Origin of the sequence: Chromobacterium sp. Beijing, from assembly GCF_021496765.1 — a bacterium.
Classification (GTDB): Bacteria; Pseudomonadota; Gammaproteobacteria; order Burkholderiales; family Chromobacteriaceae; genus Chromobacterium.
Window position 1 is genome coordinate 4,964,368 of the sequence record NZ_CP053750.1, and the last position, 20,374, is coordinate 4,984,741.

General features: G+C 62.9%; 21 protein-coding genes. 14 read left to right on the forward strand and 7 right to left on the reverse strand.

Going from position 1 to position 20,374, the window contains the following annotated elements; all coding sequences use genetic code 11:
- The first annotated feature begins 67 nt into the window (after positions 1 to 67).
- From folP to HQN78_RS23210, 4 genes are all read left to right on the forward strand, one after another.
- A complete protein-coding gene (folP, locus tag HQN78_RS23195; protein ID WP_235086628.1) occupies positions 68 to 910 on the forward strand; it encodes a dihydropteroate synthase in 843 nt (280 codons plus the stop codon).
- Between the two features lie 78 nt (positions 911 to 988).
- Positions 989 to 2,323: a phosphoglucosamine mutase gene (gene glmM / locus HQN78_RS23200; protein WP_107800554.1), complete on the forward strand. Its 1,335-nt coding sequence runs from the start codon at positions 989 to 991 to the stop codon at positions 2,321 to 2,323.
- Positions 2,324 to 2,539: 216 nt separating this feature from the next.
- Positions 2,540 to 4,483, forward strand: a complete 1,944-nt coding sequence (locus HQN78_RS23205; protein ID WP_235086630.1) for an ExeM/NucH family extracellular endonuclease — start codon at positions 2,540 to 2,542, stop codon at positions 4,481 to 4,483.
- A gap of 5 nt (positions 4,484 to 4,488) precedes the next feature.
- Positions 4,489 to 5,046, forward strand: a complete 558-nt coding sequence (locus tag HQN78_RS23210) for a rhomboid family intramembrane serine protease (RefSeq protein WP_227104910.1) — start codon at positions 4,489 to 4,491, stop codon at positions 5,044 to 5,046.
- Here HQN78_RS23210 and alr read toward each other — a convergent pair.
- Positions 4,992 to 6,065 (reverse strand): alanine racemase, encoded by a 1,074-nt coding sequence (alr, locus tag HQN78_RS23215; RefSeq protein ID WP_235086633.1) that lies wholly within the window; start codon positions 6,063 to 6,065, stop codon positions 4,992 to 4,994. The genes HQN78_RS23210 and alr overlap by 55 nt on opposite strands.
- 113 nt (positions 6,066 to 6,178) lie before the next feature.
- Between alr and HQN78_RS23220 the strand changes: the two genes are divergently transcribed.
- Positions 6,179 to 6,799: a DedA family protein gene (locus HQN78_RS23220; RefSeq protein WP_107800550.1), complete on the forward strand. Its 621-nt coding sequence runs from the start codon at positions 6,179 to 6,181 to the stop codon at positions 6,797 to 6,799.
- 67 nt (positions 6,800 to 6,866) lie between these two features.
- On the opposite strand, the gene HQN78_RS23225 is transcribed toward HQN78_RS23220, so the two are convergent.
- Complete coding sequence (locus HQN78_RS23225; RefSeq protein WP_199225927.1) at positions 6,867 to 7,193, reverse strand: FKBP-type peptidyl-prolyl cis-trans isomerase; 327 nt, start codon at positions 7,191 to 7,193, stop codon at positions 6,867 to 6,869.
- A gap of 187 nt (positions 7,194 to 7,380) precedes the next feature.
- On the opposite strand from HQN78_RS23225, the gene HQN78_RS23230 reads away from it, so the two are divergent.
- Positions 7,381 to 8,163: a DUF2189 domain-containing protein gene (locus HQN78_RS23230; protein WP_107800548.1), complete on the forward strand. Its 783-nt coding sequence runs from the start codon at positions 7,381 to 7,383 to the stop codon at positions 8,161 to 8,163.
- Positions 8,164 to 8,174: 11 nt separating this feature from the next.
- Positions 8,175 to 9,125: a D-2-hydroxyacid dehydrogenase gene (locus tag HQN78_RS23235; RefSeq protein ID WP_227104906.1), complete on the forward strand. Its 951-nt coding sequence runs from the start codon at positions 8,175 to 8,177 to the stop codon at positions 9,123 to 9,125.
- Between the two features lie 121 nt (positions 9,126 to 9,246).
- Here HQN78_RS23235 and HQN78_RS23240 read toward each other — a convergent pair whose 3' ends face one another.
- The gene (locus tag HQN78_RS23240; protein WP_235086636.1) at positions 9,247 to 9,900 is read right to left on the reverse strand and encodes a DUF1841 family protein; all 654 of its coding nucleotides are present in this window, start codon (positions 9,898 to 9,900) and stop codon (positions 9,247 to 9,249) included.
- A 56-nt stretch (positions 9,901 to 9,956) separates the two neighbouring features.
- On the opposite strand from HQN78_RS23240, the gene HQN78_RS23245 reads away from it, so the two are divergent.
- A complete protein-coding gene (locus HQN78_RS23245) occupies positions 9,957 to 10,442 on the forward strand; it encodes a glutathione peroxidase (protein WP_235086638.1) in 486 nt (161 codons plus the stop codon).
- A gap of 32 nt (positions 10,443 to 10,474) precedes the next feature.
- Here HQN78_RS23245 and trmB read toward each other — a convergent pair whose 3' ends face one another.
- From trmB to HQN78_RS23260, 3 genes are read right to left on the reverse strand one after another with little or no spacing between them, the layout of a single operon-like run.
- A complete protein-coding gene (gene trmB / locus HQN78_RS23250; protein WP_107800545.1) occupies positions 10,475 to 11,155 on the reverse strand; it encodes a tRNA (guanosine(46)-N7)-methyltransferase TrmB in 681 nt (226 codons plus the stop codon).
- Between the two features lie 37 nt (positions 11,156 to 11,192).
- A complete protein-coding gene (locus HQN78_RS23255) occupies positions 11,193 to 11,867 on the reverse strand; it encodes an NAD-dependent epimerase/dehydratase family protein (protein WP_235086640.1) in 675 nt (224 codons plus the stop codon).
- Positions 11,813 to 12,112, reverse strand: coding sequence for an NAD-binding protein (locus HQN78_RS23260; RefSeq protein WP_235086643.1), 300 nt, complete (start codon positions 12,110 to 12,112; stop codon positions 11,813 to 11,815). The genes HQN78_RS23255 and HQN78_RS23260 overlap by 55 nt, the downstream gene beginning before the upstream one ends.
- A gap of 38 nt (positions 12,113 to 12,150) precedes the next feature.
- On the opposite strand from HQN78_RS23260, the gene HQN78_RS23265 reads away from it, so the two are divergent.
- The 6 genes from HQN78_RS23265 to arcC all read left to right on the forward strand — a co-directional run bounded on the left by HQN78_RS23265 (position 12,151) and on the right by arcC (position 19,044).
- On the forward strand, positions 12,151 to 13,179 hold the full coding sequence (locus tag HQN78_RS23265) for a CDP-6-deoxy-delta-3,4-glucoseen reductase (protein ID WP_235086645.1): 1,029 nt from the start codon (positions 12,151 to 12,153) through the stop codon (positions 13,177 to 13,179).
- 263 nt (positions 13,180 to 13,442) lie between these two features.
- Positions 13,443 to 13,571 carry a DUF3149 domain-containing protein gene (locus HQN78_RS23270; RefSeq protein WP_019103856.1) on the forward strand — a complete coding sequence of 43 codons (129 nt, stop codon included), beginning with the start codon at positions 13,443 to 13,445 and terminating at the stop codon, positions 13,569 to 13,571.
- 495 nt (positions 13,572 to 14,066) lie between these two features.
- Positions 14,067 to 15,506, forward strand: a complete 1,440-nt coding sequence (gene arcD / locus HQN78_RS23275) for an arginine-ornithine antiporter (RefSeq protein WP_107800543.1) — start codon at positions 14,067 to 14,069, stop codon at positions 15,504 to 15,506.
- Between the two features lie 85 nt (positions 15,507 to 15,591).
- A complete protein-coding gene (locus HQN78_RS23280) occupies positions 15,592 to 16,824 on the forward strand; it encodes an arginine deiminase (protein ID WP_043637845.1) in 1,233 nt (410 codons plus the stop codon).
- Between the two features lie 133 nt (positions 16,825 to 16,957).
- Entirely contained in the window at positions 16,958 to 17,968 is a 1,011-nt protein-coding gene (locus tag HQN78_RS23285; protein WP_048409588.1) for an ornithine carbamoyltransferase, read from the forward strand.
- A gap of 131 nt (positions 17,969 to 18,099) precedes the next feature.
- Positions 18,100 to 19,044 carry a carbamate kinase gene (arcC, locus tag HQN78_RS23290; RefSeq protein WP_107800542.1) on the forward strand — a complete coding sequence of 315 codons (945 nt, stop codon included), beginning with the start codon at positions 18,100 to 18,102 and terminating at the stop codon, positions 19,042 to 19,044.
- Between the two features lie 64 nt (positions 19,045 to 19,108).
- Here the strand turns inward: arcC and HQN78_RS23295 are convergent, their stop codons facing one another.
- A complete protein-coding gene (locus HQN78_RS23295) occupies positions 19,109 to 20,146 on the reverse strand; it encodes a patatin-like phospholipase family protein (RefSeq protein WP_235086648.1) in 1,038 nt (345 codons plus the stop codon).
- Positions 20,147 to 20,374 lie beyond the last annotated feature (228 nt).

Sequence of the window (20,374 nt, forward strand, 5' to 3'; positions counted from 1 at the left end):
CAAGCCTAGACAGGCTTGCCCGGTTTTTTTGCGACATCCTCCCCCCATCCATGAGCGCAGTCAGATCATGAAACCCTCTTTGCAATGCGGGCGCTTCACGCTCGATCTGTCCCGTCCCTTGGTGATGGGCATTCTGAACGTCACGCCGGACTCCTTCTCCGACGGCGGCCGCTTCAACGCGCTGGACCAGGCTTTGCGCCACGCCGAGCGGATGCTGGCCGAAGGCGCGGCCATTCTAGACATCGGCGGCGAATCGACGCGGCCCAACGCACCCCATGTCAGCCCGGAGCAGGAGATGGAGCGGGTGCTGCCGGTGCTGGAGCGTCTGCGCGACATCGGCGCGCCGCTGTCGCTGGACACCCGCCGCGCGGCGGTGATGCGGGAGGCGCTGGCCTTGGGCGCGGTGGACCTGGTCAACGACGTGTCGGCGCTGGAAGACGCGGGCGCGCTGGAATTGGTGGCGGGCGCGGACGCAGCGATCTGCCTGATGCACAAACAGGGCAATCCGGACACCATGCAGGACCGTCCGGAATACGCGGACGTGGTGGCCGAAGTGGCCGACTACCTGGCGCGGCGCGTCCGGCTGTGTCTGGACGCCGGCGTGGCCCGCGAGCGTTTGCTGGTGGACCCCGGCTTCGGTTTTGGCAAGACGCTGGAGCACAATCTGGCCCTGCTGCGCGGCCTGTCCGGGATCGAGCGCGCCGCCGGCGCGCCGCTGCTGGTGGGCTTGAGCCGCAAATCCATGCTGGGCGCGATCACCGGCGAAGCGGTGCCGGCGGAGCGCCTGGGCGCCAGCGTGGCCGTGGCGCTGGAGTCGGCGCGGCGCGGCGCGCGCATTATCCGCGTGCACGACGTCAAGGCCACGCATCAGGCTTTGCAAGTGCTGGATGCTCTGGAAAGTTTGAACTGAGCGCGGTGTCTGGCGCACAATAGCCGGCGTAGCGATTACCGCGGTTGGCCTGAAGCCGGCCGGATTCGAGAGAAAAACATGAGCCGTAAATACTTTGGCACCGATGGCGTGCGCGGCGAGGTCGGTCAATTCCCGATCACGCCGGAATTCGTGATGAAACTGGGCTATGCCGCCGGCCGCGTACTGGTCGACCACGACAAGGCGCATCGCCCCACGGTCTTGATCGGCAAGGACACCCGGATTTCCGGCTATATGCTGGAAGCGGCGCTGCAAGCCGGTTTTTCCGCGGCCGGCGTCAATGTGCTGCTGACCGGCCCGTTGCCGACGCCGGGCATCGCCTACCTGACCCGCGCGCTGCGCCTGGAGGCCGGGGTGATGATCTCCGCCTCGCACAATCCCTTTCAGGATAACGGCATCAAGTTCTTCGCCGAAGGCGGCAAGAAACTGGACGACGCCGTCGAACTGGAAATCGAGGCGATGCTGGAGCAGCCGATGGCGACCAATCCGTCCGAAGAACTGGGCCGGGTGCGCCGCATCGAAGGCGCGGTGGAACGCTACATTGAATTCTGCAAGAGCAGCTTCCCCAACGACCGCGACCTCAAGGGCTTGAAACTGGTGGTGGATTGCGCCCACGGCGCCACCTACCACGTGGCGCCCAAGGTGTTCCACGAACTGGGCGCCGAGGTGGTGACTATAGGCGGAGAGCCGGACGGCTACAACATCAACGAGAAGGTGGGCGCCACCTATCCCAAGACCTTGCAGGTGGCGGTGCTGGAGCATCACGCCGATTACGGCATCGCGCTGGACGGCGACGGCGACCGCCTGATCATGGTGGACCGCGAGGGCACGGTGTACGACGGCGATCAGCTGATCTACGTGATCGCCAAGGCGCGCGCGGCCAAGGGCGAGCTCAAGGGCGGCGTGGTGGGCACGGTGATGACCAATCTGGCGATGGAACTGGCGCTGAACAAGCAGGGCGTGGCCTTCGGCCGCGCCAAGGTGGGCGACCGCTACGTATTGGAAATGCTGCACGGCCAGGGCTGGCAGGTGGGCGGCGAAGCTTCCGGCCACATCCTGTGCCTGGATTGCCATTCCACCGGCGACGGCATCATCTCCAGCCTGCAAGTGCTGGCCAGCCTGACCGATCTGGGCATGAGCCTGGCCGACGCCTGCAGCGACTGGCAGCCCTATCCGCAGACGCTGATCAATGTCCGCCACAACGGCTGCGACTGGAAGGGCGCGTCCGCGGAAGCGCTGGCCGCCGCCGAACAGGCGCTTCAAGGCCGCGGCCGCGTGGTGTTGCGCCCGTCCGGCACCGAGCCGGTGGTGCGGGTGATGGTGGAGGCCGACGACAAGGCGCTGGCCGATCAGTGGGCGCAATCCATCGCGGCGGCCATCCAGAGAGTCGCCTGATCGCGACAGCCGGCTTGCGCCGGCGTCAGCACGAAAACGCCAGACATTATTTGTTTGGCGTTTTTTTATTGCCTGAATGGGGAAAGAAACGGCGCTTACTGTTTTCAGATGAAACATACAGATAGTGACTTTGCGTGCAACTGTATCTAATGACATCTTTTTGTCATTGCGCACTGGTTAGAATCAGCGCTCCTTACGCTCGTGATGATCCATACCATGAAAACAGCAAACGCATTGAAGGCCTTGAGCCCCATCGCCATGGCAGTGGCGCTGGCGATTCCGGCCCTGGCCCAGGCCGCTTGCGGCGCCGCCGGCGCCACCTTGATCCATGATGTGCAGGGCCGCGTCGTCGGCAGCCCGCTGCAAGGCAAGACCGTCACCGTAGAGGGCGTGGTCAGCGGCGCCTTCACCGGCGCCGGCCAGCTGCGCGGCTTTTATCTGCAGGAAGAGGCGCGGGATCAGGACGCCGATCCGGCCACCTCGGAAGGCGTGTTCGTCTTCCTCGGCAACCTGGCCGCGCCGACGCTCAAGCCCGGCGACGTGGTGCGCGTGACCGGCAAGGTGTCCGAGTACAGCCGCAAGGGCGACGCCGCCAGCGAGACCCAGATCACCCCGGCCAATCTCGCCGCGGTGGAGCAGTGCGCTTACAGCGAGCCGCTGACTTACGCCAGCCTGCGGCTGCCCTTGCAGTCCAGCGCCCAGCTGGAGGCGCTGGCCGGCATGGCCGTGCGCCTGGAAGGCCCGGTCCACGTCGTCGCCAATTACGACTACGGCCGTTACGGCGAACTGACCTTGTCCAGCCGGCCCAGGTTATGGACCGCCACCCAGCGCTTCCTGCCCGGCAGCGCCGAGGCCAAGGCGTTGAGCGAGGCCAATCAGCTGGACAAGCTGACCCTGGACGACGGCTTGCAGATCCAGAACGCCGACGCCTGGCTGCCGGCGCCCGGCGGCCTCTCCGCCAGCCGCACCCTGCGCAGCGGCGACCGTCTAGACGGCGTGACCGGCGTGGTCAGCTACGCCTTCGGCAAATACCGGCTGCAACCGCTGGCCGCGCCGCGCGTCGCGGCCGGCAATCCGCGCCCGGGCGCGCCCAAGCGCCAGCCGGAGAGCGTGCGCTTCGCCAGCTTCAACGTGCTCAACTTCTTCAACGGCGACGGTCAGGGCAAGGGCTTCCCAACCCCGCGCGGCGCCAAGACCCCGCAGGATTTCGAGCGCCAGCGCGCCAAGATCGTGGCGGCGATTCGCCAGCTGGACGCCGACGTGGTGGGCCTGATGGAAATCGAGAACGACGGTTTCGACCGCTATTCGGCGATCCAGGACCTGGTTAATGCGTTGAATCAGGGCCAGCCGCAGCCCAAGCAATACCAGTTCGCCAATCCCGGCCTGCCGCAGGTGGGCAGCGACGCGATCACCACCGGCCTGATCTACCGTCCGGCCGCGGTGACGGCGCAAGGCAAGGCCGAGGTCAGGACGATAGGCAATCCGCAGAAGAACCGGCCGGCGCTGCTGCAGACCTTTGTGCTGGACGCCAAGAGCAAGACCCGGGTCACAGTGGCGGTCAATCATCTGAAGTCCAAGGGCAGCAGCTGCGCCGACGTGGTGGTGGACGGCCAGGCCGATGTGGACAAGGGCGACGGCCAGGGCAATTGCAATCTGACCCGGGTGCAGGCGGTGCGCGATCTGATGGCCTGGTACGCCACCCGCCCGCAGCCCGGCCCCAACGACGGCATGTTGTTGCTGGGCGATATGAACTCCTACGCCAAGGAAGATCCGATCCGCGCGTTTGAAAGCGCCGGCTTCAACAATCTGTTGGCGCGCTGGAGCCGCGACGCTTACTCCTATGTGTTCAACGGCGAATCCGGCAATCTGGACCACGCCTTGGCCGACAAGCCGCTGAGCGCCATGGTGCTGGCCGCGGGCGAGTGGCACATCAACGCCGACGAGCCGACGGCGCTGGAGTACAGCAGCGAGTTCAAGAGCGCCGAACAGCAGCAGAAATACTACGCGGCGGATGCCTATCGTTCTTCGGACCATGATCCCCTGTACGTCGACGTGGCGCGCCGCGGCAACGCAGTGGCGGCGGCGGACGAAGGCGGTCTGGCCCTGTTGCTGGGCTTGGGGGCGCTGGGAGCGACGGCGCTGTGGCGCCGCAAGCGCTAAGGTCCATGGCCGGCGGCCGGTCGTTATGGCTGGCCCTGGCCGCGCTGCTGCCGCTGGCCGCGCCCTGGGGCGCGGCGGCTTTGGCCTGGCGCTTCGAGCCGTGGAACGCCGCGGAATGGTGGCGGATGCTGAGCGGAGGCTGGGTGCACGCCGACGCGCGCCACGCCTGCCTCAACAGCGCCGCGCTGGCGGCGCTGGCGTGGCTGGGGCGGGATAGGGCGCCCTTGTTGCTGACGCTGGCCTTGGCGGCGCCTCCGGCCATCGCCGCGATGCAATGGCTGTGGCCGACGCCGCAAGCCTTCGTCGGCGCCTCCGGTTTGGTGTATTGCTGGTGGGCGGCGCTGGCGCTGACGCAGCCGAACTGGCGCGGTCTGTGGCTGGCCGCCTTGTTGGGCCGGCTGGCTTGGCAGAGCCTGTCGCCGGGTAGTTGGAGCGGCGGCGAGCCGGTATTGGTATCGGCGCACTGGAGCGGCGCCGCCTTGGGTTTGCTGGCCGCTTGCTGCTGGCTTCAGTTATGGACGAGGCGCGGCACTCGCGGCGCCACCGCGCACATCAGCTCATAGCCCAGGGTGTCGGCGCCGGCCGCGACGCGTTCTATCGGCACTTGCGGGCCCCATAGTTCGACCCGGCTGCCGACGCCGGCTTGCGGCAGCTTGCTCAAATCCACCGCCAGCATGTCCATGGACACCCGGCCAACCGTACCCGTCGGCTGGCCGTCCACCGCGACCGGCGTGCCGTTGTCGGCGATGCGCGGATAGCCGTCGGCATAGCCGCAGGCGACGATGCCGACGCGCATTTCGCCTTCGGCCACCAGGCGGCGGCCGTAGCCGACGGCGTCGCCGGCTGGCACCTTTTGCACCGCGATGACGCGGCTGCTCAGCGTCATCGCCGCTTGCAGGCCCAGGCCGGCGCCGTCTACGTCGGCGAAGGGCGAACAGCCGTAGAGCACGATGCCGGGGCGCACGACGGCGCCGTGGGTATGCGGGTGGCGGAACAAGGCGGCGGAGTTGGCGGCGCTGACCGGCAAGGCGCTGGGGGCGATCAAGGGCTGGAAGCGTCCCCATTGCTCGGCGACGCCGTAGTCGTCGTCGGCGGTGGCGAAGTGGGTCATCAAGGCGTCGAGGCGCGCGCCGGGCAAGGCGCGCAATTGAGCGAGCGCGTGCGCGGCTTCCGCCGGCGTGAAACCCAGCCGGTTCATGCCGCTATTGATCTTGAGCCAGCAGGAAACCGGCTGTTTGGCGGAACCTTTGGCCAGCCAGCTTATCTGTTGTTGGGAATGTATCGCGCCGCCCAACCGGTAATGCGCCATCGCCGCGGCCTCTTCGGCGTCGAAGGCGCCTTCCAGCAGCACGATATCCTGCTGGACGCCGGCTTCGCGCAAGCGGACGGCGTCCTCGATATTGAGCAGGGCGAAGCCGTCGGCGACATCGGCCAGCGCCTGGACCGCGTCGAGCAGGCCATGGCCGTAGGCATTGGCCTTGAGCACGGCGTAGGCCTTGGATTGCGGGGCTTGGGCGCGGGATAGCAGGTAGTTGTGGCGGATGGCGGCGCGGTGGATTTCCACCTGGATAGGGCGAGTCATGTCAAGAAAGTCTGCGTTGGAGGTGTGCTATTATAAGCCCCTGGTGATGTACCCCGATAACGCAGCCGCGCCAGGATCGTCCTGAACGGAGACATGGCGGCAAGCGGAACAAAATGGACACTCTGCAAATACTTCTCGATTTTTTCACTGGCTACGGCTACATCGCCGTATTCACCGTGTTGCTGGTATGCGGTTTCGGCGTGCCGATTCCCGAGGACATCACCTTGGTGGCCGGAGGCATCATTTCCGGCCTCGGCTACACCAATGTGCATTGGATGTTTTTCGTCGGCATGGCCGGGGTGCTGGCCGGCGACGGCATCATGTTCACCGCCGGGCGAGTGTTCGGCAACAGGGTGCTGAAATTCCGGCCGATCGCGCGCATCCTGACCCAGGAGCGTTTCGAGGCGGTGCAGGAAAAGTTCGAAAAATACGGCAATTGGGTGCTGTTCGTCGCCCGTTTCCTGCCTGGGCTGCGTTCCCCCATCTTCATCACCGCCGGCATGACCCGCCGCATTTCCTACTGGCGTTTCCTGGTGATGGACGGCTTCGCCGCGCTGATTTCGGTGCCGGTCTGGGTGTATCTAGGCTATTACGGCGCGGCTAATCGCGAGTGGCTGATGACCATGGTGCACCGCGGTCAGGCCGGCATTCTGGCGGTGGTGGCGGCCTTGCTGCTGGGCGTGGCCTTCGTCTGGATGCGTCGTCGTCGTCAGCACCAGTGCGTGAAGAAATAAGCCCGCGTCATCCCATAAAAAAAGCTTCCCTGAGGAAGCTTTTTTTACGTTCTTGCGCTCTTGGGTTTCAACCCACTTGCAAGAGCTCCACTTCGAACACCAGGGTGGCGTTGGGCGGGATCACGCCGCCGGCGCCGCGCGCGCCGTAGCCGAGCTCGGCCGGGATGGTCAGCTTGCGCTTGCCGCCCACTTTCATGCCGACCACGCCCTGGTCCCAGCCCTTGATCACATAACCGTCGCCCAGCGGGAAGCTGAACGGCTGGAAGCGGTCCTTGCTGGAATCGAACTTGGTGCCGTCGGTCAGCCAGCCGGTGTAATGCACGGTGACTTCCTGGCCGATGACGGCTTCGGCGCCGTCGCCTATCGCCAGTTCTTCGATAATCAGTTCGCTCATGATATGTCCTTGTCGCGCAAGCGCTGAATGAGGCCCGGCCCGGCGGCGCGGAAGGCGGCGCTCGCCAAGGGCCGTGGCAATCGCGGGATTATAGCAGCCGGATGGCCGGCTTGTGTTTTACGACGCGTGGCGTATAACGGTAAGGATGCGGGGCTGCCTCGCATCGTATCCTTGAGGGGGACTTGTCATGGACGCGACTCACGATATCCCGCGCGACCGCCCGGTTGCGCGCAGGGTGGAAACCTCCCGGCCGTTGCAATGGCTGAAAAAAGGCTTCCGCGACTTTCAAAAAGCCCCGGCCGACTGCCTGTTTTACGGCGCGGTTTTCGTGTTGATGGGGTATTTGCTGACCTTGTACTCCGAGCACTCTCCTGAACTGATCATCACCTTCGCCACCATCTTCCTGTTGGCCGGCCCCTTCCTGGCGATAGGCCTGTACGACATCGCCAAGCAGATGGAGGCTTTCGACGGCCATGGCAGGGTCAAGCTGGCGCACAGCATGGCGGCCTGGCGCGTCAATCTGCCTGCCTTCACCTTGTACGCGGCCTTGCTGGCGGTGCTGGTGTTCGGTTGGTTCCGGGTGTCCTTGCTGATGTTCGCGCTGTTCTACGACACCGCGGCCTTGCCGTCCTTGAACGACATCGTGGCCAACGCCTTCAACCCGGACAATGTCGTCTTCCTGGTGGCCTATTTCGCGGTGGGCTTTGTGTTCGCTCAGGTGGTGTTCTCGGTCAGCGTGGTCTCCATTCCCTTGATGCTGGATAAGGAAGTGGACACGGTCACCGCGATGATCGCCAGTGTGCAGGCGGTGCTGAAGAATGTGCTGACGATGGGGATATGGGCGGCTATCATTGTGGCCTTGAGCGCGGTGGGCTTTGTGACCTATTTCCTGGGCCTGATCATCATCATGCCGGTGCTGGCGCTGGCCAGCTGGCATGCTTACCGCGATTTGATCACCTTTGAGAGATGACTGAATAGCTGATGACCCACTCCGTCGTGTTTCTTGACCGGGACAGCTTGCCTGTCCCGGTTCCGCTTTTGCCGTTCCCGTCCGAATATCACGAGTTCCCCTCCACCAGCGTCGAAGACGCGGCGATGAACTGTTCGGGGGCGGACATTGTTATCACCAACAAGGTGCCGCTGCGGCGGGAAACCCTGGAGCAACTGCCCGGCCTGAAGCTGGTGGCGATCGCCGCCACCGGTTACAACCACGTCGATCTGGACGCCTGTCGCGACTTGGGCATCGCGGTGTGCAATATTCGCCATTACGGCGACGACACCGTGGCCGAACACGCCTTGACCCTGATGCTGGCCCTGGCCAAGAACCTGCCGGCCTACCAGCGCGACGTCGCCGCGGGGGTGTGGCAGCAGTCGCGGCAGTTCTGCCATTTCGGCGCGCCGATCCGAGATTTGCGCGGCGCGACCCTGGGCATCGTCGGCGCGGGGGGCATCGGCCTGCGCTTAGCGGAGCTGGCCGGCGCGCTTGGCATGCAGGTGATGTTCGTCGAACGCAAAGGCGCCAAGGAAGTGCGTTCCGGGCATGTGGCTTTTGCCGAGGCCCTGGCGCAGGCCGATGTGATTTCGCTGCATTGTCCGTTGACCGAGGACACCCGGGACCTGATCGCCCAGCCGGAATTGATCGTGATGAAGCCGGGTGCCTTGTTGATCAATACCGCGCGCGGTGGCCTGGTCAACGAGGAAGATCTGGTGGCCGCGCTCAAGTATGGGCAGTTGGGCGGCGCCGGTTTCGACGTTCTGAGCGAAGAGCCGCCGGTTCACGGCAATCCCTTGCTGAAAACCCGCTTGCCCAATCTGATCGTCACCCCTCATATCGGCTGGGCCAGCCGGCAGGCGATGGAGCGTTTGGCCGCGCAGCTGGTGGACAATATCGCCGCTTTCGTAGCGGGCATCGAGCGCAATCGTTTGTTGTGAGTTTGGGGCGTCAAGCCGGCGTAGGCCGGCTTTTTTGGCGGCGTATTTTAAATTATATATTCATATAAATGATTGGATATTTTATTTATTGTTAACTGTTAAAAAACTATTTGCATTTTGTTTATTGTGAGAATAGCATGAGGAGGCTCTTCTGGCTTTGCCAGTACGAGCTGCCCCGCTTGATCGCCGTGGAGGGTTTCCCCCCACGGCTCTTTTTTTGCCTGTTTCGCGGCCATGCAAAACGCCCGGCGGAACCGGGCGTTGGGCTTGAGTCGGCGTCTGCCGGACGTGCGGCGTCAGTCCGGGACGTCGTTGGGGTTGATGCGAGGCTGTTCCTCCGCCCCATGCCCAGCTTGCCGCGAATACAGCCGATGTAGCGGTTCACGTCTGGACCGCCGCCATGGCGCTGAGCGTGCCAGATCATTTCGCCCAGACAGTCCATCATCGCGTGTTGCGCCTGGTGCTCGCTGCCCAGGCGCAGCGCCAGCTGCGCGTACAGAGAGCGGATGCCGAAGGGCTGGTCTATGGAGCGCTGTTCCTCAATCGCCACATGCAGGCCCAGATGCAGGAAGGGATTGCTCTGGCCCATTTCCGGCGTCCACTCCTGTTCCATATACTGTTCCGGCCGATCCAGAATGGCGTGATACTCCGGGTGGTCTATAAGAATGGGGAGCACCAGTTTTTCCAGGTCGGACAGGTCCGTTCCGGATTTGGATTTCTGCCAGGTGTCGAAGAAGAAGCGCCGGGCGTCCTGCCGGCTGGGATTGAACAACATCGGATAGTGCCTGAGTGGATTCTCGGGAGCGCTCATTATACGAGACGGAGGTGGCCATGACCACGCTTTACGACTTCTCCGCCGCGCGCATAGACGGCAGCGAACAGCCGCTGTCGGCGTACGCCGGCCAAGTGGCGCTAGTGGTGAATACCGCCAGCGAGTGCGGCTACACCCGGCAATACGCCGGCTTGCAGGACTTGCAGCATAGTCTGGGCGGCCGCGGTCTGGCGGTGCTGGGTTTCCCCTGCAATCAGTTCGGCGGCCAGGAGCCGGGTGACGAGGCCGAGATCGAGCGTTTTTGCCGGACGCGTTTCGAGGTGGATTTCTCTCTGTTCGCCAAGGTGGAAGTCAACGGGCCGCGCGCCCATCCGCTGTGGCGTTGGCTGACCCAGGCGGATTCCACCCACCCGCACCCGGTGAAGTGGAACTTCACCAAATTCCTGATCGACGCCAGGGGCAGGGTGGTCAAGCGCTACGAGCCGGCGGTGGAGCCGCATGAATTGCTGGAGGATATCGAGGCCTTGCTGCCTAAAGGCGGCTGAGACCCGCCGCTGGCGGCGGGTCCGGGCGGACATCAGCGCCGGCGGAAAATCACGTCCCACACGCCGTGGCCCAGCTTGATGCCGCGGGCTTCGAACTTGGTCAGCGGGCGGTAGTCCGGGCGCGGCGCGTAGCCGTCGGCGGTGTTGACCAGCTGAGGCTGGCCGCTGAACACCTCCATGATCTGCAGCGCGTAGTCTTCCCAGTCGGTGGCGGCGTGCAGATAGCCGCCCGGCTTGAGCTTGGCGACCAGCTTCTCCACCAGCGGGGCCTGAATCAGGCGGCGCTTGTTGTGGCGCTTCTTGTGCCAGGGGTCGGGGAAGAAAATATGCACGCCGTCCAGGCTACCGTCGGCCAGCATGTGGTCCAGCACTTCCACCGCGTCGTGGCGGATGATACGCAGATTGCTCAATTCCTTTTCCGCGATCAGCTTGCACAGATTGCCGACGCCGGGCGAATGCACTTCCACGCCCAGGTAGTCCTGAGCCGGATTGGCGGCGGCGATTTCGGCGGTGGCGCCGCCCATGCCGAAGCCGATTTCCAGGATCTTGGGCGCGGCGCGGCCGAAGGCCTGCTCCAGATCGATGCGCTCGGGGCGGTATTCGATGCCCCAGCGCGGCATGCCTTCGTCCATCGCGCGTTGCTGGCCGGGAGACAGATGGCCTTGGCGCAGCACGAAGCTGCGGATGGCGCGTTGAAATGCCGGATTTTCCATAGAGAAGCCTGCTTAAAAACTCAAAAAAACCGCGATGTTACCGAATCTTGGCCGCCGAAGCGAGCGCGGCGGCGATGCGCTCCGGCGCTTGGGCCAGCGCCGCCAGGTAGTCGGCGGTGTCGGGCCAGCGGGGAGCCGGCAGCAATTCCCGGCGCAAGCGCCGGTTGCTAAGCCGTCTGGACTCCATCATATAAGACCATAGACCAGCGGAGACCCGGGCGCGGACCTCCTCCCGCGGCAACAGGGGCGGCAAGGTCAGGTCCAGCGCGGCGGCCAGCCGGCGATACCATTCGCTGATCGGCAGCGGCTGATCGTCGCTGGCGTTGAATACGCGCGGACCGCCGCGGCATTGCAGCAAGGCGGCCACGCAGGCGGCGGCGAGGTCGTCGGCGTGGATGTGATTGCTCCAGCTGTCCTCCTCCGGCCGGATCAGCGGCGTTTGCGAGGCGAAGCGGCTCAGCGGCAGGCGGTCGTCGGCGTAGATGCCCGGCGCGCGCAGCACCGTCAACTGGCAGCCGTGGGCGGCGGCGAAGCCGCGCAAGCAGGTTTCCGCGTCCAGGCGGCGCCAGGCGCGGTCATTGTGCGGGCGGAGGCGGGCGCCTTCGTCCAGCAAAGCCCCGTCGGCATTGCCGTACACGCCGCTGGTGCTGATATAGACTAGACGCTGTGGTATCCTGCAACCTTTTGCCAACGCAGACAACAACTTGCGCATGCGCAAGTCCTTGCGGCCGATTTCCTGGGGGGAGCGGTCAGCAGCAGATCGTCGGCCAGGCCGGCCAAACGGCGCAAAGCGCGGGGGGCGTCCAGATCGCCCAGGATGGGCGTGACGCCCTGGCGGCGCAGCGCTTCCGCGCTAGCGTTGGAACGGCACAGCGCCAGCACCCGCCAGCGGCGGGTCAGTTCCGGCAGGGCGCGGCGCGCGACATCGCCGGCGCCGATGATCATTAAGGTTCGCATGATGCGCATTTTAGCCAGATATTGAGTAGAGGAAACAGATGACAGCGCAGGTGAAAGTGCTCCCCAGCGGGCATACATTTGGCGTCGAGCCGCATGAAACCGTATTGGAAGCGGCGTTGCGCCAGGGCGTGGGCCTGCCTTACGGCTGCCGCGACGGCGCGTGCGGCGCCTGCAAAGGCAAGGTGGTGGAAGGCGAAGTGAGCCAGGACGGTTTCCAGGAAAAGGCCTTGACCGAGGCCGAACGCGCCCAGGGCATGGCGCTGTTCTGTTGCTCCCGCCCCAAGGGCGACATCGCCATCGAGGCGCGCGAAGTGGCCGGCGCCGGCGACATCCAGATCAAGACCTTGCCGTGCCGCGTAGAGAAAATCGAAAAAATCCACGACGTGGCGGTGCTCAAGCTCAAGCTGCCGGTGTCCGAGCGCTTGCAGTTCAAGGCAGGCCAATACATCGACATCCTGATGAAGGACGGCAAGAAGCGCAGTTTCTCCATCGCCAACGCGCCTCATGACGACGCTTTCCTGGAACTGCATATCCGCAATCAGCCGGGCGGCTCTTTTTCCGAGTATGTGTTCAGTCAGATGAAGGAGCGCGAGATCATGCGCTTCAAAGGCCCGCTGGGCTCTTTCTTCCTGCGCGAGGACTCCGACAAGCCCATTCTCTTCGTGGCCAGCGGCACCGGCTTCGCGCCGGTCAAGGGCATCATCGAGCACGCGATTCATAGCGGCATCCAGCGCGAGATGGTGTTCTACTGGGGCGCGCGCACCAAGGCGGATCTTTACATGGCGGATCTGGCCGGCGCCTGGCAGGCGCAGCATCCCAACATCACCTTCATCCCCGTGCTGTCCGACGCGCTGCCGGGCGACGAGTGGGCGGGCCGCACCGGTTTTGTTCACCAGGCGGTGCTGGAGGATTTCGACGATCTGTCCGGCTATCAGGTTTACGCCTGCGGCGCGCCGCTGATGGTGGAGGCCGCGCACGGCAGCTTCACCCGCGAGCGCGGCTTGCCGGAAGACGAGTTCTTCTCCGACGCCTTCTTCCTGTCCAAGGACATGGGCGGCAGCAAGTGAACACGCCGGCGAGACAGGGATGACGTAAGCCGATTTTTTCAGCTGAACTGATTCGAACTGTATCGCCTGACGCACAACTGTAATGATATAAGTTGCTGATTTTTAGGAAATGAGCCCTTGGCGCGAGCCAGGGGCTTTTTATTTGTCTTGCATCAAACTTGGGGGTCATGCCATTTGATTTGCGTCAATGGACGGGCCGCCCAACTGGCTAAGATGAGGATCAAGAAACCTATATGGGGCGTGGCCCCGGAAAAGGAGTGGCGATGGAACTTCTGACTCTTCTTCTTTCCGACGATGTCGGCATTTTAAGCTTGGTGACCATTGTGGTGACCACCTTGGTGGTGCTGGGCGCTCTGGTGGCGATTTTCAAGAACGTGAAAAAACCGGAGTGAGCGCCTGGGCAAACAGGATGTGTTTATCCTCTTGATGTGTGTGTTGGTGGATGCGGTGGTGGGCCGCATCCACTTTTTTTTGCCCGCAATTGCCGTGGCCGCCTGCCTTATTCTCCGTCTCCTCTCTCCATCTTTATCTCATTGCTTCTTTGTCCCGTCTCTTTTGGCCGTTTGCGGCTCTTCTCTATTGGACGCGTTCAGACAATCTGATATTGCGTTTTATTTTTAATAAAAATTAAATACAAAATCAATTAAATGTTTTGTGCGCAGCACAATTGTTAGTTCTGCTAATTGTGTCTGGGGCTTCTATAAAGCTTTTGTTCTAATGTCGGGATGGGGCGAATGGAGCGGGAGGACGCTATTTGACGCAGGTCAAACGGATGTTCGACTGTTCTGGCGATCACTAAATCCGGGGTATACCATTGTCTCAGATGATAAGAATTTAATTATATAACAACAGATTTGCAGGTTAATGTACTCTCACGGAGAACGAAAATGTCTACGGAAACTGAAACCCAAGGCGGCGGCGCTCCCAAGCTCAAGCTTGGCGCGCTGACCGCTCTGGTGGTGGGCTCCATGATCGGCGGCGGCATCTTCTCGCTACCGCAGAACATGGCGGCGGGCGCCGGAGCCGGCGCCATCTTGATCGGTTGGGTGATTACCTTCTTCGGGATGTTGACTCTGGCATTCGCCTTTCAGATGCTGGCCAATCGCAAACCGGAAGTGGAGGGCGGCGTCTACGGCTACGCCAAGGCGGGTTTCGGCAACTATATGGGCTTCAACTCGGCCTGGGGTTACTGGATTTCGGCCTGGATCGGCAACGTATCCTACTTTGTGGTGATGTTCTCGGCGCTGGCCTTCTGGTTCCCGGTGTTCGGCGAAGGCAATACCACCACCGCCATCGTCTGCGCATCCATTCTGTTGTGGGCCTTGCACTTCCTGGTGTTGCGCGGCGTGCACGGCGCGGCCTTCATCAACACCATCACCACCGTGGCCAAACTGGTGCCGCTGGCGCTGTTCATCCTGCTGGTCATTTTCGCCTTCAAAGTGGATACCTTTAATCTGGACTTCTGGGGCTCGGCCAAACTCGGCTCGGTCGTCGATCAAGTCAAGAGCACCATGTTGGTGACGGTATGGGTGTTCATCGGCATCGAAGGCGCGTCGATGTTCTCCAGCCGTGCGGAAAACATGAAAGAAGTGGGCAAGGCCACCGTGATCGGCTTCCTGCTGACTATCGCCCTGCTGGTTGCGGTATCGGTGCTGTCGCTGGGCGTGATGTCGCAAACCGAACTGGCCGCGCTGAAGAACCCGTCCACCGCTTATGTGCTGGAAAAAGCCATCGGCCCCTGGGGCGCCAATCTGATGAACGCCGGTCTGGTGATCTCGGTGGGCGGCGCGCTGCTGGCCTGGACGCTGCTGGCTTCCGAAGCGCCCTACCTGGCGGGCAAAGACGGCGTGATGCCCAAAGTGTTCGGCACCACCAACGCCAATGGCTCCCCGGCCGCCTCGCTGTGGCTGACCAACGGCCTGATCCAACTGTTCCTGATCATCACGCTGTTCAGTTCCGCGGGTTACCTGGCGCTGCTGTCGCTGGCCACCTCGATGATTCTGATTCCTTACCTGTTGTGCTCCGGCTACGCCTTGCTGGTGGCCAAGCGCGGCGAGGGCTACGCCCAGGGCGAATCCAGCGGCAAAGAGTTCAGCATCGCCGCCGTCGCCTCGGTCTACGGTGTCTGGCTGATCTACGCCGCCGGTCTGAAGTATCTGTTCCTGTCCATGGTGCTGTACGCCCCGGGCCTGCTGTTCTACCTGTGGGCTCGCAAGGAACGCGGCGAGAAAGCGTTCACCGGCGCCGAGGCGGTACTGGCTGCACTGATTGTAGTGGCGGGCTTGTTCGCCGCCTACGAACTGGCTACCGGAGCGCTGACGCTCTAAGCCGGAACCTTGTAAGAAGATTACCGGAGGCGCGCGAGATCCACGGGCCTCCACCAGCTCCCCCAATATCATTAAGGAGTTTGTCATGACCAAGTTTGGTGTTCATTCCGAGTGCGGCAAGTTGCGAACTGTGATGGTGTGCCGTCCCGGCCTGGCGCATAAGCGCCTGACCCCGGACAACTGCCACGGCCTGTTGTTCGATGACGTGATCTGGGTGGAACGCGCACAGAAAGACCATGCTTACATGGTTGAGCAAATGCGCTCCCGCGGCATCGAAGTGGTGGAGGTGCACGACGCGCTGGCCAAGGTCTTGGACGACAAAGCTTCCCGTGCCTGGATCCTGGACCGCAAGGTCAAGGCCGACAACGTAGGTATCGGCATGTTGCGCGATCTGCGCAGCTGGCTGGACGAAATGCCGTCTTCGCAACTGGCCGAGCATCTGGTGGGCGGCATCGCCAAATTCGAACTGCCGTTCGACCCGAAAGGCCTGTTCGGCGGCTACCTGGACCAATCCGAATTCGTGCTGCCGCCGGTGCCGAACAGCCTGTTCCAGCGCGACCCGTCTTGCTGGATTTATGAAGGCGTGACGCTGAACCCGATGTACTGGCCGGCGCGTCGTCAGGAAACCCTGATCCTGCAATCCATCTACAAATTCCACCCGATGTTCGCCGGCAAGGTGAAAGTATGGTGGGGCGATTGCGACCAGGAACACGGCCCGGCCACGCTGGAAGGCGGCGACGTAATGCCTATCGGCAACGGCGTGGTCCTGATCGGCATGGGCGAGCGCACCAGCCCGCAGGCGGTGGTGCAAGTGGCCAAGCGCGTGCTGGGCAAGGAAGGCGGCGCCACTCGCGTAATCGCTTGCCAGATGCCTAAGTCCCGTGCGGCGATGCACCTGGATACCGTGTTCAGCTTCCTCGACATCGATCTCTTGTCGCTGTTCCCGGACGTGGTGGACGACATCACTTGCACCAGCATGTACGTTGGCGACCGCGAAGGCGAAATCCGCTTCGAACGCCACGAAGGCGTGCACCTGGTGGAAGTGGTGCGCCAGGCGCTAGGTCTCAAGGAAATCCGCGTGATCCAGACCGGCGGCGACGCCTACCAGCGCGAACGCGAACAGTGGGACGACGGCAACAACGTGGTGGCGCTGGATCGCCGCGTGGTGGTGGCCTACGACCGCAACACCTACACCAACCGCCTGATGCGCGAGCATGGCGTGGAAGTGATCGAGATTCCGGCTTCCGAGCTGGGCCGCGGCCGCGGCGGCGGTCACTGCATGACCTGCCCGATCACTCGCGACGAAGTGAAACTGTAATTCAGCTGTAGTGTCCCGGCCGCAGGCGCGGCCGGGAGGAAAACCCAAGATTCATGTGCAAAAAGACAGGTTGACCGCCGGTTTCCCCGGAAACGACGGCCGGCTTGCCCAGACTCTAATCAGGAGCAATATCATGGCTTTCAATCTGCGCAACCGTAACTTCCTCCGCATGCTGGACTTCACCCCGCGCGAAATCCGCTACATGCTCGACCTGGCCCGCGACCTGAAGCGCGCCAAGTACACCGGCACCGAACAGCAGCACCTGAAGGGCAAGAATATCGCCCTGATCTTTGAAAAAACCTCCACCCGCACCCGCTGCGCGTTTGAAGTGGCTTGCTACGACCAGGGCGCCAACGTGACTTACCTTGGGCCGTCCGGTTCGCAAATCGGCATCAAGGAATCGATGAAGGACACCGCTCGCGTGTTGGGCCGCATGTATGACGCGATCGAATACCGCGGCTTCGACCAGCACATGGTGGAAACCGAGCTGGCCAAGTTCGCCGGCGTGCCGGTTTACAACGGCCTGACCGATGAATGGCATCCGACCCAGATGCTGGCCGACGTGCTGACCATGTGGGAAAACAGCGACAAGCCCATCTCCCAGATCAGCTACACCTATCTGGGCGACGCCCGCAACAATATGGGCAACTCCCTGCTGGTGATCGGCGCCAAACTGGGCATGGACGTGCGCATCGGCGCGCCCAAGCACCTGTGGCCGACCGACGAACTGGTGGCTCAGTGCCGCGAAATCGCCGCCAAGACCGGTGCACGCATCACGCTGACCGAGGACGCCAAAGCGGCGGTCAAGGGCACCGACTTCATCCACACCGACGTATGGGTATCCATGGGCGAGCCGGCCGAAGTCTGGGCCGAACGCATCAAGCTGCTGAAGCCTTACCAAGTGAACGCCGCGCTGATGGCCGCCGCCGAGAACCTGCAAGTGAAGTTCATGCACTGCCTGCCGGCCTACCACAACAGCGAAACCAAGGTGGGCAAGGAAATCGCCGCGCAATATCCGGACCTGGCCAACGGCATCGAAGTGACCGAGGACGTGTTCGAGTCCGAAGCTTGCATCGCTTTCGAACAGGCCGAAAACCGCATGCACACCATCAAAGCCATTCTGGTGGCCACGCTGGGCGATTGATCCGGCCCTAGGCATCCCTAGCTGCACTTTGCCGGCCAAGGCTTCCCTGACCGGGAACCTTGGCCGGTTTCACATCAAGCACGCGGCTCGCCGTCGCAGACGGCGGGCGCGGCAATAGCGAGGAATAGAATATGCGAGTCGTCGTAGCTCTGGGCGGCAATGCCCTGCAACGTCGCGGCGAGGCCATGACCGCCGACAACCAGCGTGCCAACGTCAAAGTGGCCGCCGAACAACTGGCCGGCGTGACCCGGCTGGGCCACAACCTGGTGATGTGCCACGGCAACGGGCCGCAAGTGGGCCTGCTGGGCCTGCAGAACGACGCCTACGCCCGCCACGTGGACGAAAAAGTGACGCCCTATCCGCTGGACGTGCTGGGCGCGCAGACCGAAGGCATGATCGGCTACATGGTTGAGCAGGAACTGGGCAATGTGCTGCCCTTCGAAGTACCGATCGCCACCATCCTGACCCAGACCGAAGTGGACGCCAAGGACCCGGCCTTCAAGAATCCGACCAAATTCGTCGGCCCGGTTTACAGCAAGGAAGAGGCGGACAAGCTGGCCGCGGAAAAAGGCTGGACGGTGAAGGCCGACGGCGAATACTTCCGCCGCGTGGTGCCCAGCCCGAAACCGAAGCGCATCTTCGAAATGCGCCCGATCAAGTGGCTGATCGAAAAAGGCGTGGTGGTGATCGCCGCCGGCGGCGGCGGCATCCCCACCATGTACGAGGGCGACAAGCTGGTGGGCGTGGAAGCGGTGATCGACAAGGATCTGGCCTCCGCCTTGCTGGCGCGTGAAATCGACGCCGATTACTTCGTGATCGCCACCGACGTGAAGAGCGTGTTCATCGGTTGGGGCACGCCGGAAGCCAAGGCGATCAAGCAGGCGCATCCGGACGAGATGGACAAACTGGGTTTCGCCGCCGGCTCGATGGGCCCGAAAGTGGAGGCGGCTTGCGAGTTTGCCCGTCTGACCGGCAAGAAGGCCGTGATCGGCGCGCTGGAAGATATCGAGAAAATCGTCAAGGGCGAGGCGGGCACGGTGATCTCCACCGAGCAGGCCGGCATCAGCTGGTATTGATGCCGTTTTTGCTTAGCCAAGCGTCAAGGGCTGCCGTCAGGCAGCCCTTTTTTATTGGCGGCGTCTAGCCCAGCAGCTTGCCGCGGTGCTGGCGGAGGAGGTCCTGCCCGGCTTGATAGCCGATCTGGTAGAGCTGGGACAGATTGGAGTGCGACCAGTCCAGCTCCTCCGCGCGGCGTTGCGGGTCAATCAGCTGATCGAACTGGATCTTCAGTACCTCGGTGCGCGGCCGGCCTTGCTCGTCCTTATTGTGCAAGGCTTCGAACAGCTTCAGGTCGTCGCGCGCGATTTCGGTCAGCGGGGTGATGATGGATTGCACCCAGGCGTCGTAAAGGCCGCGCGGCGGATGCAGGAGCCGGTCGCTGCCCAGCACGTCGAACACCAGGGTGTAGTCGATGTGCGGATGATCGCGGAACAATTGCTTGAAGTTCAGCGTGTCTATGGCCGCGCCTTCGATGTAATCGCCGTCGGCCAGCGGATACGGCGGGTAGATGAAGGGAAAGGACAGCGCGGCCAGGAAGTGTTCGTGACCGATCTCGCTCTTGTCCCAGCAGCGCATCTCGCCGCGGCTGATGTTGTAGGCGTTCAGGTAGAACTGCGGCGCAATGGTCTTGAGGCGGTCGAAATCCACGATCTCCTCGATGAAGGGCACGTGCGCGCACAGGCCTTGGCTGTTGGGGCCCAGATCGCTGGGGCAGAGCGTGGCCAGCAGCAGCGATGTCCAGTCGGCCAGCAGACGCTGCCAAGGCCCTTGATCGGCCTGTTGTTGAATGCTCTGCAACAGGGGGTTCTGGCTTTGCCAGCTGCGCCACAGGTCGGCGGCCGGGCCGGGTTTGTTGAACACCTTGTAGTTGATCGGCAGCAGCCGGTAGATCGGATCGGATACGCCGAGATCGGCCAGCCGGCGCAAATTGTCCAGCGGCGAGCCCTTGTGCGGCGCCGCGTACAAGAGACCGACGATGGCGCCGGCGCCGGAGGTGGAGATGATGTCGAATTCGACGCCGGCCTCCATCAGCGCGACCAGCGCGCCGGCCATCAAGGTTGCGTTGGGCGCGCCGCCGCCCAAGACCAGCGCGATGCTGGGCCTGTTTGCTTTTGCCATCGGAGTCCTCGTCGAGAGAGTGGCCGGTTGTTGCAACCGGTTGGGAGTATGACTTAGTTCAATGTCATTGTTGCTGTTGAATTATGGATGCCAAGGCGTATTTTGCAACGCAATATGGTGTCAGTAATGACATTCTGATTTGTTGCGAGAAAGCCGCAGTGACAGTGATTTGTCATTGGGTAATGAAAGATACCTTGCGGTACAAGGTAGTGGTTTGTATAGTGCAAT